The following is a 16,407-nucleotide window of genomic DNA, read 5'->3' as shown; positions in this document are numbered from 1 at the left end:
CAAGGTGCAGGTCTGAAATTAGCCAACGGGGGGCTTGGTGCGAGCCGCTTGCGATTGCCAGGCCGGCCGGGCAAACTTCTGCCTGGGGCCAGCATTCGGAGGAGTCGCATGGAGGCAGCCGAAAAGGCCGCTCGCATCGTTCGAACGGTGATCGAAACATTGAAGCCGGGGTTTGCCGTCAGGCTATGGACCGGGGAGCGGATCGGCCCCGCCACGGGTCCGGTGCTCACATCAACGACCAGGACATCGTCTGGCAGATCGTGAAGCGGCCGTCCCTGTCGACGCTGATCGAGATGTGGATTTCCAAGACGATCAACATCGAAGACGGGACGATTTTCGACTTTTATGCCCTGCCGTCGCAAGGCAAGCTCAGAACCAAGCTCAAATCGCTGCCGAAAATGGCGATCCTGCGCGACCTGCCTTCCGTGCTGTTGGCACGCAAGCAGATGACGGCGCGGACCGATCTGTCGGGGCCCAATCCCTATGTCAGCGGTTCGAGCCAGGAAGCGATCCAGCATCACTATGACATTTCGAACGCTTTCTACCGGCTCTTCCTGGACGAGCGCATGGTCTACAGCTGCGGCTACTTCAAGGATTTCGCCAATGGCATCGATCAAGCACAGATCGACAAGCTCGACCATATCTGTCGCAAGCTCCGGCTGAAGCCTGGCGAACGACTGCTCGACATCGGCTGTGGCTGGGGAGCGATGCTCATCCATGCCGCGAAGAACTATTGTGTTGTCGGCCACGGTGTCTCGCTGTCGCAGGCGCAGACCGATCTTGCCCGCGAACGCATCCGCGCCGAAGGGCTGGAGGACCGCATCACCATCGAGATCAAATCCTATGCCGAACTCACCGGCTCGTTCGACAAGATCTCGTCGATCGGCATGTTCGAACATCTCGGGCTCGCCAACCACGCCACCTATTTCAAGACCATTCATCGCCTGCTGAAGCCGGGCGGCATCTATCTGCACCACGCCATCACCCGGCGCAGCAAGGGCGACATGAAGAAGACCCTGCGCAAGGGGCCGGAGTACAAGGCGCTGCTCAAATACATCTTCCCCGGCGGCGAACTCGACACGATCGGCATGACAACAGGTAATCTCGAGGCGCATGGTTTTCTCGTCTACGATGTCGAGAACCTGCGCGAGCACTATGCCCGCACCTGCAGACTGTGGGCGGAGCGGCTGCACGAAAGGTTCGACGAGGCAATCGCCGAGGTGGGCGAAGCCAAGGCACGGCTATGGTTGCTTTACCTGACGGGCTGTTCGATCACCTTCGAACGCGCCTCGGCGCAGATTTTCCAGACCATCGTGACCAAGCGCGCGCGTGGTCCAAGCGGCCTGCCGCCGACGCGGGCGGATCTGTATCGATAGCTTACCGGAAGCGCATCGCGTCGCCGGTTTCGACGCGCGCCGGCCGGTCGACCGTGCAATAGACGCCGAGATTGTGGGCGTTATGGCGGACCAGGTTGCGCAGGATCGCCGGATCATGGTCGAAGCCATCCTGGGCGATGATGGTGAAACCGCAGCGGCGGCAGGGTTCGGAGATGGTCAACTCCAAGTCGCCGATCGCCAGCTTGCGGCCGATCCATTCCGTCTCCGGAAACGACCCTTCGAGTGCCGCCATGTCGACGACGATGTTGGGGCGGAAGCGGCGTGGGTCGGTGGCGCCCTCTGGATGCAACGCCTTCAGGCGTGCCAGCGAGGCGGTGGTCAACAGATGGATCGGCGCCTTGCGATAACGCTCCGCCGTCAGCGGGCCGGAATAACCAGGCGCGGCATTCTCGCGGCGAAACGGCCGGATCGAGGCCTCGAAGCCGAGATAGGCCGATACCGCGCGGTCGCTCTCGATACTTGGCGCAGCCAGCCAGTCGCCCTCGGGAACGGCAATCTCGAGTTCCAGGGCAGGCGACAGCCGGGTGCGGATGCGCGGCACCTTGTGCCATTTCGCGTCGCGGTCCGGTCGGGCGATCTCATTGTCGGACTTGTCGACAAGGCCGAACATGCGGTCGCCCTTAATGCTCTCGATGTCGACCGAGATTGTCTCCCGGCGCTCGCCGGCAAGCGAACTCGCCGGATAGCGCCAAAGCTCACTGACAATGCCAAGCGCTGCCTGCATCAGCTCTTCTTGTTCTGTCGGTTGGCGACCAAATCATCGACGACGGCCGGATCGGCGAGCGTCGAGGTATCCCCGAGCGCTGAAAAATCGTCCTCGGCAATCTTGCGCAGGATGCGGCGCATGATCTTGCCGGAACGCGTCTTGGGCAGGCCGGGCGCGAACTGGATCTTGTCGGGCGAGGCGATGGCGCCGATCTCCTTGCGGACATGGGTAACAAGCTCCTTGCGCAGATCCTCGCTCGGCTGCTCGCCGGCCATCAGCGTGACGTAGCAGTAGATACCCTGGCCCTTGATGTCGTGCGGATAGCCGACGACGGCGGCTTCCGAAACCTTGTCGTGGCTGACCAGTGCGGATTCGACCTCGGCCGTGCCCATGCGATGGCCGGAGACGTTGATGACGTCGTCGACGCGGCCGGTGATCCAGTAATAGCCGTCGGCGTCACGGCGGCAGCCGTCACCGGTGAAGTACTTGCCCTTGTAGGTCGAAAAATAGGTCTGCACGAAGCGGTCGTGGTCGCCATAGACGGTGCGCATCTGGCCCGGCCAGGAATCGGTGATGCACAGATTGCCGTCGGCCACCCCTTCCAGCACCTTGCCCTCGCCGTCGACCAGCTGCGGCTTGACGCCGAAAAAGGGCCGCGTCGCCGAACCCGCCTTGAGGTCGGTGGCGCCGGGCAGCGGCGTGATCAGGATGCCGCCGGTCTCGGTCTGCCACCAGGTGTCGACGATCGGCACCTTGCCGTTGCCGACGATGTTGAAATACCACTCCCAGGCTTCCGGATTGATCGGCTCGCCGACCGAACCCAGTACGCGCAGCGACTTGCGCGATGTCTTGGCGACATGCGCGTCGCCGGCGCCCATCAGCGCGCGCAGCGCCGTCGGCGCGGTGTAGAAGATGTTGACCTTGTGCTTGTCGATGACTTCCCAGAAGCGCGACTGCGACGGATAATTCGGCACGCCTTCGAACATCAGCGTGGTGGCGCCGTTGGCGAGCGGGCCGTAGACGATGTAGCTGTGGCCGGTGACCCAGCCGACATCGGCGGTGCACCAGTAGATGTCGCCGTCATGGTAATCGAAGACATATTGGTGGGTCATCGAGACGTAGACGAGATAGCCGGCGGTGGTGTGCAGCACGCCCTTCGGCTTGCCGGTCGAACCCGACGTGTAGAGAATGAACAGCGGGTCCTCGGCCTTCATCTTCTCGGGCTTGCATTCGGCTTTCACCGTCGCGATCTCGTCGTGGTACCAGACGTCGCGGCCTGAAACCCAGCCGGTCTTGCCGCCGGTGCGGCGCACGACCACCACCTTTTCGACTTTCGTCCCGGCTTTCGCGGCGATCTCGATCGCCTTGTCGGTATTTTCCTTCAAAGGGATCGGCTTGCCGCCGCGCAGGCCTTCATCAGCCGTGATGACGAAGGTCGACTTGCAGTCGTCGATGCGGCCGGCCAGCGCATCCGGCGAGAAACCGCCGAAGACGATCGAATGGACGGCGCCGATACGCGTGCAGGCCAGCATCGCATAGGCGGCTTCCGGGATCATCGGCATGTAGATGGTGACGCGGTCGCCTTTCTTGACGCCGTGTTTCTTCATCACATTGGCGAGCCGGCAGACATGCTCGTAGAGCTCGTTATAGGTGACCTTCTTGTCATCGTAGGGATTGTCGCCTTCCCAGATGATGGCGGTCTGGTTGCCGCGCTTCTTCAGGTGCCGGTCGATGCAGTTGTAGGAAACGTTGGTCAGTCCGTCCTCGAACCATTTGATCGAGACCTTGCCGTCGAAGGAGGTGTTCTTGACCTTGCTGAAGGGCTTGAACCAGTCGATGCGCTTGCCGTGCTTGCCCCAGAATTTGTCCGGGTTTTTGACGCTGTCGGCATACCATTTCAGGTAGGTGTCATTGTCGATCAGCGCGTTTTTCTTCCACGCCGGCTGGACGCGATGGACATGAACCTCGGACATTCCTGACTTTCCTCCCGAACCAATCGCCGGCTTGAAATGCCGGCGGGATCGCGGCGACAGGGCCGCGAATTCGGCGGCATTATTACCAGTTCCGCCGTTACGGCAACATTAGACGTTGGATTCGCGCGGCTGGATGCCGCAGGGGGCTTTCCCGAGGCTGTCAGCACTCGGCCAAGTGCGCTGCTAACTGCATGTTTTCGCATGCTAAAGCCGGTTCAGATGAAGAAAAAATCAATAGACGATTAATCAGCGGCGCGCACAATCAGCCATGGGAGGACAGGCGAATCAACCTGGGGACCGTAATGCGCGACCATGCCGAAATGGACCTGATGCTCAAAGGCTATGGCTTGACCACGGCCAAGATTCTTTATCACTTTCCCGATCACCCGCATCTGCTGCAGAGCTTCATCTGGCAGGACTACGATCTGGCGCCGAAGTTTCCGGTGCTGATCAAGTTCATCGAATTCTGGAAGGCCAAGCTGGACGGGCCGCTGCATTCGATCAGCTACACCCACCAGAAGCTGATCGCGCCGAATGAATGGCGCAAGGTAGATGGTGAGTTCGTGCTGCATTAGGGGCGAGTTTCGCAGCAACGGCTTCTTGAGGTCGGCGTTCTACGACGCCCCCCTCTGTCCTGCCGGACATCTCCCCCTCAAGTGGGGAGATTGGCAGCTCCGCCGACAACGCCGCCCCTTGTTACGCCTGAGATTGGCGAAAGTCGCCGCGACATCCGATCTCCCCCCTCGAGGGGGAGATGGCCGGCAGGCCAGAGGGGGGCGCTGGCCCGCGAACCTTGCGCCATGACGACCCGATGCGCTCACACCGCCGGCGGGCTCAGTCGAGCAAAGCCTTCCTGCCGCCGATACGGGAAGTACGGGTAGGGCGCGGTGACTTCGCTTGCGGCGTCGAGTTTTTTCATCTGCTCCGGCGTCAAGGTCCAGCCGACGGCGCCGAGGTTCTGGCGAAGCTGTTCCTCGTTGCGGGCGCCGATGATGACCGACGACACGGTCGGGCGCTGCAGCAGCCAGTTGATGGCGATCTGCGGCACGGTCTTGCCGGTCTCCTGCGCCACCGTGTCAAGCGCATCCATGACCCGGTAGAGATGCGCGTCCTCGACCGGCGGTCCGAAGCTTGCCGTGTCGTGCAGCCGGCTCTGTTCCGGCAAGGGCTGGCCACGGCGGATCTTGCCGGTCAGGCGGCCCCAGCCGAGCGGGCTCCACACGAGCGCGCCGACGCCCTGGTCGAGGCCGAGCGGCATCAGCTCCCATTCGTAGTCGCGGCCGACCAGCGAGTAGTAGACCTGGTGCGCGACATAGCGCGGATAGCCTTGACTGTCGGCTTGCGCCAGCGACTTCATCACTTGCCAGCCGGAGAAATTGGAGACGCCGACATAGCGCAGCTTGCCGGCGCGCACGAGTTCGTCCAGCGTCGACAAGGCCTCCTCGATCGGCGTCCCGGCATCGAAAGCGTGCAGTTGCAACAGGTCGATATAGTCAGTGCCGAGGCGCTTCAGCGCGGCGTCCACCGACTTGATCAACCGCGACCGGGAAGAGCCATAGTCAGCCGGTCCGTCGCCCATAGGCAGCGCGGTCTTGGTCGATATCAGGACGGCATCGCGGCGGCCTTTTATCGCTTCGCCAAGCACCTCTTCCGAAGCGCCGTTCGAATAGACGTCGGCGGTGTCGAACAGATTGACGCCGGCCTCCAGGCAAATGTCGATCAGCCGCCGCGCTTCCCTGGCATCGCTGTTGCCCCAGGCGCCGAACAGCGGGCCGGAACCGCCAAAGGTTCCCGCGCCAAATGAGAGTGCGGGCACTTTCAGGCCCGATGCACCGAGACGTCGGTAGTCCATCTTTTTACTCCTGTGGAACGAAGGTGAGGAAAGCGGGTTTGCAGAGGACGGTCACGACCGGATGGAGGCAGGCTCGCCGAGCGTGGCGGTGCGATCGAGACGCAGCGCCAGCCCCGCCACGCCGAGTGCCGCGAGCGGCAGCAGGGCGGCGACCCAGGTGAGTGAGCCCAGGCCAAGGCCATGGGCAATCACCGCACCGCCAAGCCAGGCACCTGCCGCATTGCCGAGATTGAAGGCGGCGATGTTGAAGGACGAGGCGAGGCTCTGGCCGGCACCTTGCGCCTTGTCCAGCACCCACATTTGCAGCGGCGCCACGGTGGCGAAGGCGGCAGCGCCGAGCAGGCCGACATAGATGACGGCCATCACCTGGCTGTGGATGGCGAAACTCATGGTGGCGAGCACCAGGGCCAGCACCACGAGACTGCCGAGAACGGCCGGCACCAGCCAGCGATCGGCGACCTTGCCGCCAAGTAAATTGCCGGCAATGAGGCCGCCGCCGAAGACGAGCAGGATCGGCGACACGGCCGCTTCCTGGAAGCCGCTGATCTCGGTCAGCAGCGGCGCGATGTAGGTGAAGACGGCGAAGACACCGGCATAGCCGAGCACGGTGGTGGCAAGACCGAGCAGGACGGGCGTGCGGCGCAAAACGGCGAGATCGGCGCGCAGATCGCTCTTTTCGGGCGCCGTCCGGCTGCGTGGCACCAGAGCCAGGATGACGGCGAAGGCCGCCACACCGACCAATGTCACCGCCCAGAAGGTCGCCCGCCAGCCGAAGGCCTGGCCGAGCCAGGTGCCGAAGGGCACGCCGAGGATGTTGGCGATGGTCAGGCCGGTGAACATCAGCGCGATCGCCGAGGCTTGTCTGTTGGGTGCGACCAGCCCGGTGGCGACGACAGAGCCGACGCCGAAGAATGTGCCGTGGGCGAAGGCGGTGATAATGCGGGCGCCCATCAGCGTCCAGTAATCGGGGGCCAGCGCACAGGCGAGATTGCCAAGCGTGAAGATCGCCATCAGTGCCAGAAGCACGGTCTTGCGTGGCCAGTTGCCGGTGGCGATGGTCAGCAGGGGCGCGCCGATGACGACGCCGAGCGCATAGCCCGAAATGAGCTGGCCGGCGGCCGTGATCGAAACGCCGAGATCCTTGCTGACATCGAGCAGCAGACCCATGATGACGAATTCGGTGACGCCGATGCCGAAGGCACCGGCGGCAAGCGCGTAAAGAGCAAGAGGCATGGCGGTTTCCACTTCGATGGCGAAGAGCGCCGTCCCGCGCCCCGACCCCTGAGATCGTGCTTCCCTGCATTGTGAACCAGACTTGCCTTGGGCACATTTTCTGTGAAATAGATTCACAAATGGCCAGGCCCGATATCAATCGCTCCGGCGAGATCGAAGTGTTCGTGCGCGTCGTCGAGGACGGCAGTTTTTCCTCCGCCGCACGCGCGTTGCGCATGACGCCTTCGGCGGTGAGTAAGCTGATCGCGCGGCTGGAGGCCCGGCTTGGCGCACGGCTGGTCAGCCGCTCGACGCGAAAGCTGCAACTGACGCCGGAAGGCACCGCGTTCTACGAGAGCGGCCTGCGCATCCTCGCCGACATGGCGGCGGCCGAGCAGGAGGCGGCGGCGGGTGCTTCACCGCGCGGACGGTTGCGCGTCAACAGCTACGTGCCCTTCGGGGTACACCGGCTGATTCCGCTTCTGCCACGCTTCCTTGAACGCTATCCCGAGATTTCAGTCGATCTGGTGCTGACCGACAGCGTCATCGACCTGATGGCGGAACGCGCCGATGTCGCTATCCGTGCCGGGCCGCTGAGTGAGTCACGGCTGGTGGCGCGCAAGCTGGGGCAAAGCTATGTGGTGGTCGTTGCAGCACCTTCCTACCTCGAAACGCAGGGCACGCCGCTGACGCCAGCCGATCTCGACAGGCATAACCGCATGGGCTTCGGGTTCGTCAGGCATCTCGATGGCTGGCCGTTCCTCGACGCGGACGGCCGCGCCATCATGGTTCCCATCACCGGCAACACGCTGGTCAGCGATGGCGAGGCGATGCGGCTGATGGCGCTGGCGGGCGCGGGCATCGCCCGGCTGGCCCGCTGGCATGTGGCGGAAGACATCGCCGCCGGCCGGCTGGTGTCGCTGCTGGAGGCATTCAATCCCGGCGACGAGGAGCCCACCCACGCCGTCTATGTCGGCCAGGGCCGGCATCTGCCGGCGCGGGTGCGTGCCTTTCTCGATTTTCTGGGAGAGAGCGTCCGGCTGAGCTGACATCTCCGGAGCCACGGCTCCCGGGATGTCAGCGTGGGCTGTATTTATGCTTTCGGCATGAACGGCGCCGGGCGGCGGCCCGCTGCCTGGCGTTCCAGCATCCAGCCGGGATATTCGGATGGCAGGGCGCTGACCTCGTCGAGACGAAGCAGATCGTCTGTGTCGAGCTTCACATCAGTCGCGGCAAGGTTCTGCTCCAGCTGCTCCATGCGGCTGGCGCCGATGATGACGCTCATTACGAAGGGCTTGGCCAGGACATAGCCGAGCGCCACCGTGGCGACGCTGACATCATGCTTTTTGGCGATTTCGCGCATGACGGCCACCGCGGCCCAGGCGCGGTCTTCGTTGACCGGCGGGAAGTTGAAGGACGCGCGGCGGCCTTCGCCATTGCCGGGCGCGCCGGGGCCGTACTTGCCGGAGAGCAGGCCGCCGGCCATCGGCGACCACACCATCAGGCCGAGCTTCTCTTCGTTGAGCAGCGGCACGATCTCGCGCTCGAGGTCGCGGCCGGCGATCGAATAGTAGGATTGCACTGTCTCGAAGCGGGCGAAGCCCTTGCGCTCGGCGATACCGAGCGCCTTGGCGATGCGCCATGCCGCCCAGTTGGAGACGCCGACATAGCGAACCTTGCCGCTGGCAACCAGATCGTCGAGCGCCCGCAGCGTTTCGTCGATCGGCGTCACGGTGTCGGTGCCGTGCAGCTGATAGAGATCGATATGGTCGAGCTGCAGCCGCTCCAAGCTGGCATCGACCGAGTCCATGATGTGGCCGCGTGACGAGCCGCGCTGGTTGGGGCCTTCGCCCATGGCGCCATGCGCCTTGGTGGCGATGACCACGTTCTGCCTGTTCACACCGAGATCCCTGAGCGACTGGCCGAGCAGCCGTTCGGATTCGCCAAAGGAGTAGACGTCGGCCGTATCGAAGAAATTGACGCCGGCGGCGAGCGAATGGGCAACGATCTCGTTGACACCCTGCTGGTCGAGGCTGGCGATCAGGCCCCATTGGGCATTCTGACCGGCGGCGCCGAAGGTCATGGTGCCGAGGCACAGTTCGGAGACGAACATCCCCGTATTTCCAAGCTGGTTGTAGCGCATGATGGCGGCTCCAGAGAGTTTGTGATGACGCAAAGCAAAATAGGAACGGTACGTTTCGTTTCCAGTCCTGGAGCAACGAGCCTGTCGGATTGGCCCAAAGGCCGTTGGGTCTCAGCGGCTGCCGAAGATCGCCGAACCGACGCGGACGCTGGTGGCGCCGAAGGCGATCGCGGTCTCATAATCGCCGGACATGCCCATCGACAGTCTGGCGACGCCGGCCTCATGCCCAAGCTTTTCCAGCAGGGCGAAGTGGGGGCCGGGGTTCTCGTCGGCCGGCGGGATGCACATCAGGCCCTCGATGGCGAGGCCATGCACGTCGCGGCAGCGGGCGACGAAGGCCACGGCCTCGCGCGGCTCGATGCCGGCCTTCTGCGGCTCGGAGCCGGTGTTGACCTGGACATAGAGCTTTGGCGCGCGGCCCTGTTTGGCGATCTCCTTGGCCAGTTCGGCGGCGATCTTCTCGCGATCGATCGTCTCGATGACGTCGAACAGCGCTACCGCTTCCCGAGCCTTGTTGGATTGCAACGGGCCGATCAGATGCAGTTCGATGTCGGGAAATGCGTCCTTCAGGTCAGGCCATTTGGCTTGCGCCTCCTGCACCCGGTTTTCGCCGAAGACGCGCTGGCCGGCCTCGATGACCGGGCCGATGTCGGCAGCGTCGAAGGTCTTTGAGACTGCGACCAGCGTCACGGCGCCGGTTTCGCGGCCGGCCTCGCGCTCGGCGGCGTCGATCTTCGCCTTGACCGCGAAAAACTGCTGAACGGCATCGCCCATATGCAAATCCTGCTGTTTTGACCGGCGTTTTTGTCAGACGCGATACCCATATGGTTGACGGGTTTGCCAAACCATGGTGAACACCCGGACCACATTCCCTGAACTGCCGAGCCGTCGCCCGCAGTTCGCGCATGCTTTTAAGTGAAAAACGTCCCATGGCAACCGAACGATACAATCCGCGCGCGTCAGAGCCCAAATGGCAGAAGGCCTGGGACGCCAAGAAGCTGTTCGAAGCGCACAATGACGATCCGCGCCCGAAATACTATGTGCTGGAGATGTTCCCCTATCCGTCGGGGCGCATCCATATCGGTCATACCCGCAATTACACGATGGGCGACGTGGTGGCGCGCTACAAGCGGGCCAAGGGTTTCAACGTGCTGCACCCGATGGGCTGGGACGCCTTCGGCATGCCGGCCGAAAACGCGGCGATGCAGAACAAGGTCCATCCCAAGGAATGGACCTACCAGAACATCGCCACCATGCGCGAGCAGCTCAAGGTCATGGGGCTGTCGCTGGACTGGGCGCGCGAATTCGCCACCTGTGACGTCGACTATTATCACCGCCAGCAGATGCTGTTCCTCGACTTCGTCGAGAAGGGGCTGGTGACGCGCAAATCCTCCAAGGTCAACTGGGATCCGGAGGACATGACCGTGCTCGCCAACGAGCAGGTCATCGATGGACGCGGCTGGCGCTCGGGCGCGCTGGTCGAACAGCGCGAACTGACGCAGTGGTTCTTCAAGATCACCGATTTCGCGCAGGATCTGCTGGATTCGCTCGACGGCCTCGACGAATGGCCGGAAAAAGTGAAGCTGATGCAGCAGAACTGGATCGGCCGCTCGGAAGGCCTGCTGATCCGCTGGCCTCTGGCCGACGCCTCTGATGGCGAGCATGAGTTGGAAGTCTATACGACAAGGCCCGACACCATCTTCGGCGCTTCCTTCATGGCTGTCGCCGCCGATCATCCGTTGGCCAAGAAGGCCGCTGCGCACAATCCGGCGCTGGCGAAGTTCATCGAGGATATCGGCCATGTGGGCACCTCGGTGGCGGCGCTGGAGACAGCTGAGAAGAAGGGTTTTGACACCGGCCTCCGCGTCGTCCATCCGTTTGACCACAACTGGACGCTGCCGGTCTATGTTGCCAATTTCGTGCTGATGGAATACGGCACCGGCGCCATTTTCGGCTGTCCGTCCGGCGACCAGCGCGACCTCGACTTCGCCAACAAATACGGCCTGCCGGTGATTCCGGTGGTGATGCCGGAAGGCGAGAATCCGGCGACGTTCCAGATCATCGACGAAGCCTATGTCGATGACGGCGTGATGATCAATTCGCGCTTTCTCGACGGCATGAAGCCGGATCAGGCTTTCGACGAAGTCGCCAAACTGCTGGAGCAGAAGACGATCGGCAACCGGCCGATGGCCGAGCGCAAGGTGAATTTCCGCCTGCGCGACTGGGGCATTTCGCGCCAGCGCTACTGGGGCTGCCCGATCCCGATGATCCATTGCGAGGCTTGCGGAGTGGTGCCGGTGCCGAAGGTGGACCTGCCGGTGAAGCTGCCCGACGATGTCGATTTCGATCGCCCGGGCAATCCGCTCGACCGGCATCCGACATGGCGCCATGTGAAATGTCCGCAATGCGGCAGGGATGCGCGGCGCGAAACCGACACGATGGACACGTTCGTCGATTCGTCGTGGTACTTTGCCCGCTTCACCGCGCCGTGGGCGCATGAACCGACCGATCCCAAGGCGGCCAACGAATGGCTGCCGGTCGACCAGTATATTGGCGGGATCGAGCACGCGATCCTGCATCTGCTCTATTCGCGCTTCTTCACCCGCGCCATGCGCGAGGCCGGCCATGTCGATCTGGCCGAGCCGTTCAAGGGCCTGTTCACGCAAGGCATGGTGGTGCACGAAACCTATCGCGTCGGCTCGGCATCGAATGGCCGCTGGCTGGCGCCCACCGAAGTTCGGCTGGAGGACGTCGACGGCAAGCGCAGCGCCATCGACATCGCCACCGGCGAGGCCGTCACCATCGGTCCGCTGGAAAAGATGTCGAAATCGAAAAAGAACACGGTGAGCCCGGAAGACATCACCGATGGCTACGGCGCCGATACGGCGCGCTGGTTCATGCTGTCCGATTCTCCTCCCGAGCGCGATGTCGAGTGGACCGACGATGGCGCCGCCGGTGCGCATCGCTTCATCCAGCGCATCTGGCGCCTGGTGTCGACGGCCGCCGAAACACTGGCCGGCATCAAGCCCGTGGCGGCCAGCAGCGGCGAGGCCGCGGTGGTTTCAAAGGCCGCGCACAAGATCCTCAAGGCGGTCGGAGAGGATATCGAGAAGCTCGCTTTCAACCGCGCCATCGCCCGCATCTACGAACTGGCCAACGCGCTGACCACGCCGCTCAACGAAGTGGCCGAAGGCAAGGCCGACGCAGCGCTGAGAGGCGCCTGTCGGCAGGCGGTGGAGATTCTCGTGCATCTGATCGCGCCGATCATGCCGCATCTGGCCGAGGAGTGCTGGGCAACGCTTGGCGGCACCGATCTCGTTGCCGAACGGCCCTGGCCGGTCTTCGATCCGGCGCTGGTGGTCGACAACGAAGTCACCTATCCGGTACAGGTCAACGGCAAGAAGCGGGGGGATTTGACAATTGCCCGCGACGCGGACCAAGGTGCGGTCGAAAAAGCGGTATTGGCTCTCGACTTCGTGCAGAAAGCACTTGAAGGTAAGGCTCCGCGCAAGGTGATCATCGTGCCGCAGAGGATCGTCAATGTCGTTGCCTGATCGGGAAAAGACAGAGTTGAGCCATTTGCTGCGCCGCATTGCGCTTGCCGGCCTGATAGGTTCGCTCGCGCTTGTCTCGGCCTGCACGGTGCGGCCGCTCTATTCGAGCGCGCCACTGTCGGGTTCGCAGGCCAGTGCCAGTGCCGAACTGGCGTTGATCGGCATCAAGCCGGTCAATACGCGTTACGGCCAACAGGTGCGCAACAATCTGATTTTCGGGTTTGGACGAGGCGCCGGCGAGCCGGCCTCGCCGGTCTATTCGCTCAATCTCGGCGTGACCGAAGCGGTCGAGTCCGCGGCACTCGTGCAGGTCGGAACGGATGAAGACGAACCGACCGCCGGTTCCGTGACGCTGACCGGCAGCTATACGCTGGCCGATGCGAAGACCGGCGTTGTGATCGCATCCGGCAAGCGTTCGATCACCTCGTCCTTCGACAGGCCGCGTCAGGAATTCGCCGCATACCGGGCGCAGATCGACGCCGAGAATCGCGCTGCGCGAGATTTGGCGGAAGCGCTGCAGCTGTCCATTGCCCAGGACCTTGTCCGGCACGGCAAGACCGGCTAGCGCACCTCATCGCTTCATGGAAACGGTCCGGCGCCCCAGGCATGATGGGGTGATCGCGGGATCATGACTAGATCCCGAACAGAGCCAGATTCCCGAACAGGGATTGTCCGAAGATACCCATCGAGCTGCTGCGGCACGGCGAGTAGAGCGCCACCGGCGTGTATGCGGCGAGACGACGATCGTGCCGTGTCGCTCGCAGTACCACGAAGATTTTGGTGCCCAGGATGGTCGGCGATCCATCCGGGAAGCAACTGTTAACCACTCGCTCCCTATTGCTCGGCAGACATTTCAAAGTGAGTCTTGAGAATGGAAGCCAAGCGTTTTTCCCGGGTCAATTTGTCGACGGCCGCATCGCCTGATGATCCCGAGGGGAAGCGCTTGGAGAGCATCGGCGACAGGGGCGGCCAGCGAGGTTCTTCCGCGGCAGGCGACCTTGATCGCCCGGCTCGCAAGGAGCCGGCCGGCCGGCAGTCCGCCACACGCCAGGCCGGCTATTCCGCGCCGGTGGTCGACCTCGGCGGCAACAAGCGGCCCTATATGGAGCCGAGGGGTAGCTCGGACGATACGCCTTCGGAAACCGGCGATATCGAGAGCCCCGCCTGGCAGGAATATTTCTTCCTTGCACCCAACGTGCGTTTTACACGCACGCCGGACTATGAGGCCAGGAAGCATCGTCCGCAGCACGAGCGTGTTGTCGAACACGCCGCGACGCGCCCGGCAGAGCAAGCCGTTGCGCAATCCATGATCGGCGGGGCGTCCTCCGCGCCTTCGCTGCTGGCATTGCCGGCTTCGGTGAAAAGCCCTGCTTCCCCGCCTCTGGCCGGCCGCGCCACACAAGGGCCACTGCCGCCGGCTGCTGCTTTCGTCCCTACGGCGCGCGCCAGGGAGAAGGTGCCAGCGGTTGCGCCGGTGCCGCCGAGGACGATCGCAACGGGACGGGCATCCGCGCGCGCGTCCGTTGCTCCGGGCGCCCCGATCAAAACCGAAAGGCTGCGCTGGCCGTATCTTTCGGATCATGCCTTCTTCGAGGCCATGGCACCCTATCTGGTCGACGTTTCGTCGCCGGCCCGGCAGACCGGTCCAGCGTCGCCTGCGCCGCTGGCCGTGGCGCCAGTCACCACTATGCCGATCGACATCCGCCCAGGGACCGATGCCACCGCGTTGTTTCGCGTCATCGACTGCCTTCCGGGCCAGGCCTTGAAGCCGTTGCCGGATGTTTGGCCGGCCAATTCGAACCAGGCCGTCGCCCAACCCGGCGTGCCGGCGAGCAATGCGCCGTCGCCGGTCCAGCCTGTCGCAATCCCAGCCGCCAAAAGCGACGCCGTCTCCGCTTCGGCCGCGCCAAGTATGAAGGTCTCTGCACGGGCCGTTGCCGCCCGCTCCGCGCGCTTGCCTGGGGCTGGAAAGGTCGTGCTGTCGACCGCGGGCGATCCCTATGAGCTTCCCTCGGAAGAGCTGTTGCAGCAGCCGCCGGAGGGACAAGGCTTCTACATGTCGCAGGAGCGGCTCGAGCAGAACGCGGATCTCCTGGAAAGCGTGCTCGAAGACTTCGGCGTGCGTGGCGAGATCATTCATGTTCGCCCAGGCCCGGTGGTCACGCTCTATGAGTTCGAGCCGGCGCCGGGCGTCAAATCTTCCCGCGTCATCGGGCTTGCCGACGATATCGCCCGCTCCATGTCGGCGATTTCGGCGCGCGTCGCTGTCGTGCCTGGCCGCAACGTCATCGGCATCGAGCTCCCGAACGAGACGCGCGAAACCGTCTATTTCCGGGAGCTGATCGAATCGGAAGGCTTCCGCAAGACCAGCTGCAAACTGGCGCTTTGTCTCGGCAAGACGATCGGCGGCGAGCCTGTTATCGCCGAGCTGGCGAAGATGCCGCATTTGCTCGTGGCCGGAACCACGGGCTCCGGCAAGTCGGTGGCCATCAACACCATGATCCTGTCGTTGCTCTATCGGCTGAAGCCGGAAGAATGCCGGCTGATCATGGTCGATCCCAAGATGCTCGAACTTTCCGTCTATGACCACATCCCGCATCTTCTGACGCCCGTCGTCACGGATCCCAAGAAAGCCGTCACGGCGCTCAAATGGGCCGTGCGCGAAATGGAAGACCGGTATCGCAAGATGGCGCGGCTCGGTGTGCGCAACATCGACGGCTACAACGATCGTGCCGCTCAAGCCCGCGACAAGGGCGAAACCGTCGTCATGACCGTGCAGACCGGCTTCGAAAAGGGCACCGGCGAACCGCTTTTCGAACAGCAGGAAATCGACCTCGCGCCGATGCCCTACATCGTCGTCATCGTCGACGAGATGGCCGACCTGATGATGGTCGCCGGCAAGGAGATCGAAGGCGCGATCCAGCGACTGGCGCAGATGGCGCGCGCTGCCGGCATTCACCTGATCATGGCAACGCAGCGCCCCTCGGTCGACGTCATCACCGGCACGATCAAGGCCAACTTCCCAACCCGGATTTCCTTCCAGGTGACATCGAAGATCGACAGCCGCACCATCCTGGGCGAGCAGGGCGCCGAACAATTGCTTGGCCAGGGCGACATGCTGCACATGATGGGCGGCGGGCGCATTTCGCGCGTGCATGGGCCGTTTGTTTCCGACGCCGAGGTCGAGCATGTGGTCGCGCATCTCAAGGCGCAAGGGCGCCCTGAATATCTGGAAACCGTGACGGCCGACGAGGACGAGGAAGAAATCGAAGAAGACCAGGGCGCGGTCTTCGACAAGGGATCCGTTGCAGCCGAAGACAGTGATGCGATCTACGACGAGGCGGTGAAGGTGGTGGTGCGCGACAAGAAGTGCTCGACGTCCTACATCCAGCGCCGCCTCGGCATCGGCTACAACCGCGCCGCTTCCCTGGTCGAGCGTATGGAAAAGGAAGGCCTGGTCGGCGCACCCAACCATGTCGGCAAACGCGAAATCATCATGGGCCGGCGCCAGCCGAGCGCGCCCGAGGACGATGGCGCGGACTGATCGGCAGCCCGCTTGAAGCGCACATA

At 63.4% G+C, this 16,407-nt stretch carries 11 protein-coding genes and 1 pseudogene; 6 read left to right on the top strand and 6 right to left on the bottom strand.

The window, feature by feature from the left end; translation table 11 throughout:
- The first annotated feature begins 108 nt into the window (after positions 1-108).
- Positions 109-1,376, top strand: a pseudogene (locus EOB80_RS16630) (cyclopropane-fatty-acyl-phospholipid synthase family protein).
- Position 1,377: 1 nt separating this feature from the next.
- Here EOB80_RS16630 and EOB80_RS16625 read toward each other — a convergent pair.
- Complete coding sequence (locus EOB80_RS16625; protein ID WP_127328626.1) at positions 1,378-2,121, bottom strand: MOSC domain-containing protein; 744 nt, start codon at positions 2,119-2,121, stop codon at positions 1,378-1,380.
- Positions 2,121-4,076 carry an acetate--CoA ligase gene (gene acs / locus EOB80_RS16620; protein ID WP_127328625.1) on the bottom strand — a complete coding sequence of 652 codons (1,956 nt, stop codon included), beginning with the start codon at positions 4,074-4,076 and terminating at the stop codon, positions 2,121-2,123. The genes EOB80_RS16625 and acs overlap by 1 nt, the downstream gene beginning before the upstream one ends.
- Before the next feature lie 302 nt (positions 4,077-4,378).
- Between acs and EOB80_RS16615 the strand changes: the two genes are divergently transcribed.
- Positions 4,379-4,651, top strand: a complete 273-nt coding sequence (locus tag EOB80_RS16615) for an usg protein (RefSeq protein WP_013529022.1) — start codon at positions 4,379-4,381, stop codon at positions 4,649-4,651.
- Between the two features lie 242 nt (positions 4,652-4,893).
- Here EOB80_RS16615 and EOB80_RS16605 read toward each other — a convergent pair whose 3' ends face one another.
- Both EOB80_RS16605 and EOB80_RS16600 read right to left on the bottom strand, forming a co-directional pair.
- Positions 4,894-5,928 carry an aldo/keto reductase gene (locus EOB80_RS16605; RefSeq protein WP_127328624.1) on the bottom strand — a complete coding sequence of 345 codons (1,035 nt, stop codon included), beginning with the start codon at positions 5,926-5,928 and terminating at the stop codon, positions 4,894-4,896.
- A gap of 51 nt (positions 5,929-5,979) precedes the next feature.
- Positions 5,980-7,161, bottom strand: coding sequence for an MFS transporter (locus tag EOB80_RS16600; protein WP_127328623.1), 1,182 nt, complete (start codon positions 7,159-7,161; stop codon positions 5,980-5,982).
- A 119-nt stretch (positions 7,162-7,280) separates the two neighbouring features.
- Here EOB80_RS16600 and EOB80_RS16595 point away from each other — a divergent pair, with 119 nt between their 5' ends.
- Positions 7,281-8,189, top strand: a complete 909-nt coding sequence (locus EOB80_RS16595) for a LysR substrate-binding domain-containing protein (RefSeq protein ID WP_127328622.1) — start codon at positions 7,281-7,283, stop codon at positions 8,187-8,189.
- A gap of 44 nt (positions 8,190-8,233) precedes the next feature.
- On the opposite strand, the gene EOB80_RS16590 is transcribed toward EOB80_RS16595, so the two are convergent.
- The gene (locus EOB80_RS16590) at positions 8,234-9,283 is read right to left on the bottom strand and encodes an aldo/keto reductase (RefSeq protein WP_127328621.1); all 1,050 of its coding nucleotides are present in this window, start codon (positions 9,281-9,283) and stop codon (positions 8,234-8,236) included.
- 111 nt (positions 9,284-9,394) lie between these two features.
- Positions 9,395-10,057, bottom strand: coding sequence for a YggS family pyridoxal phosphate-dependent enzyme (locus EOB80_RS16585; RefSeq protein ID WP_127328620.1), 663 nt, complete (start codon positions 10,055-10,057; stop codon positions 9,395-9,397).
- 155 nt (positions 10,058-10,212) lie between these two features.
- On the opposite strand from EOB80_RS16585, the gene leuS reads away from it, so the two are divergent.
- The 3 genes from leuS to EOB80_RS16570 all read left to right on the top strand — a co-directional run bounded on the left by leuS (position 10,213) and on the right by EOB80_RS16570 (position 16,381).
- Positions 10,213-12,837, top strand: coding sequence for a leucine--tRNA ligase (leuS, locus tag EOB80_RS16580; RefSeq protein ID WP_127328619.1), 2,625 nt, complete (start codon positions 10,213-10,215; stop codon positions 12,835-12,837).
- On the top strand, positions 12,824-13,402 hold the full coding sequence (gene lptE / locus EOB80_RS16575; protein ID WP_127328618.1) for an LPS assembly lipoprotein LptE: 579 nt from the start codon (positions 12,824-12,826) through the stop codon (positions 13,400-13,402). The genes leuS and lptE overlap by 14 nt, the downstream gene beginning before the upstream one ends.
- Before the next feature lie 306 nt (positions 13,403-13,708).
- The gene (locus tag EOB80_RS16570) at positions 13,709-16,381 is read left to right on the top strand and encodes a DNA translocase FtsK (protein ID WP_127328617.1); all 2,673 of its coding nucleotides are present in this window, start codon (positions 13,709-13,711) and stop codon (positions 16,379-16,381) included.
- Positions 16,382-16,407: the final 26 nt, after the last annotated feature.

The sequence above is a fragment of the Mesorhizobium sp. M7A.F.Ca.MR.245.00.0.0 genome (genome assembly GCF_003997415.1).
Classification (GTDB): Bacteria; Pseudomonadota; Alphaproteobacteria; order Rhizobiales; family Rhizobiaceae; genus Mesorhizobium.
The sequence above is the reverse complement of the archived record's forward strand: the minus strand, read 5'-3'. Positions and strand labels throughout refer to the sequence as shown.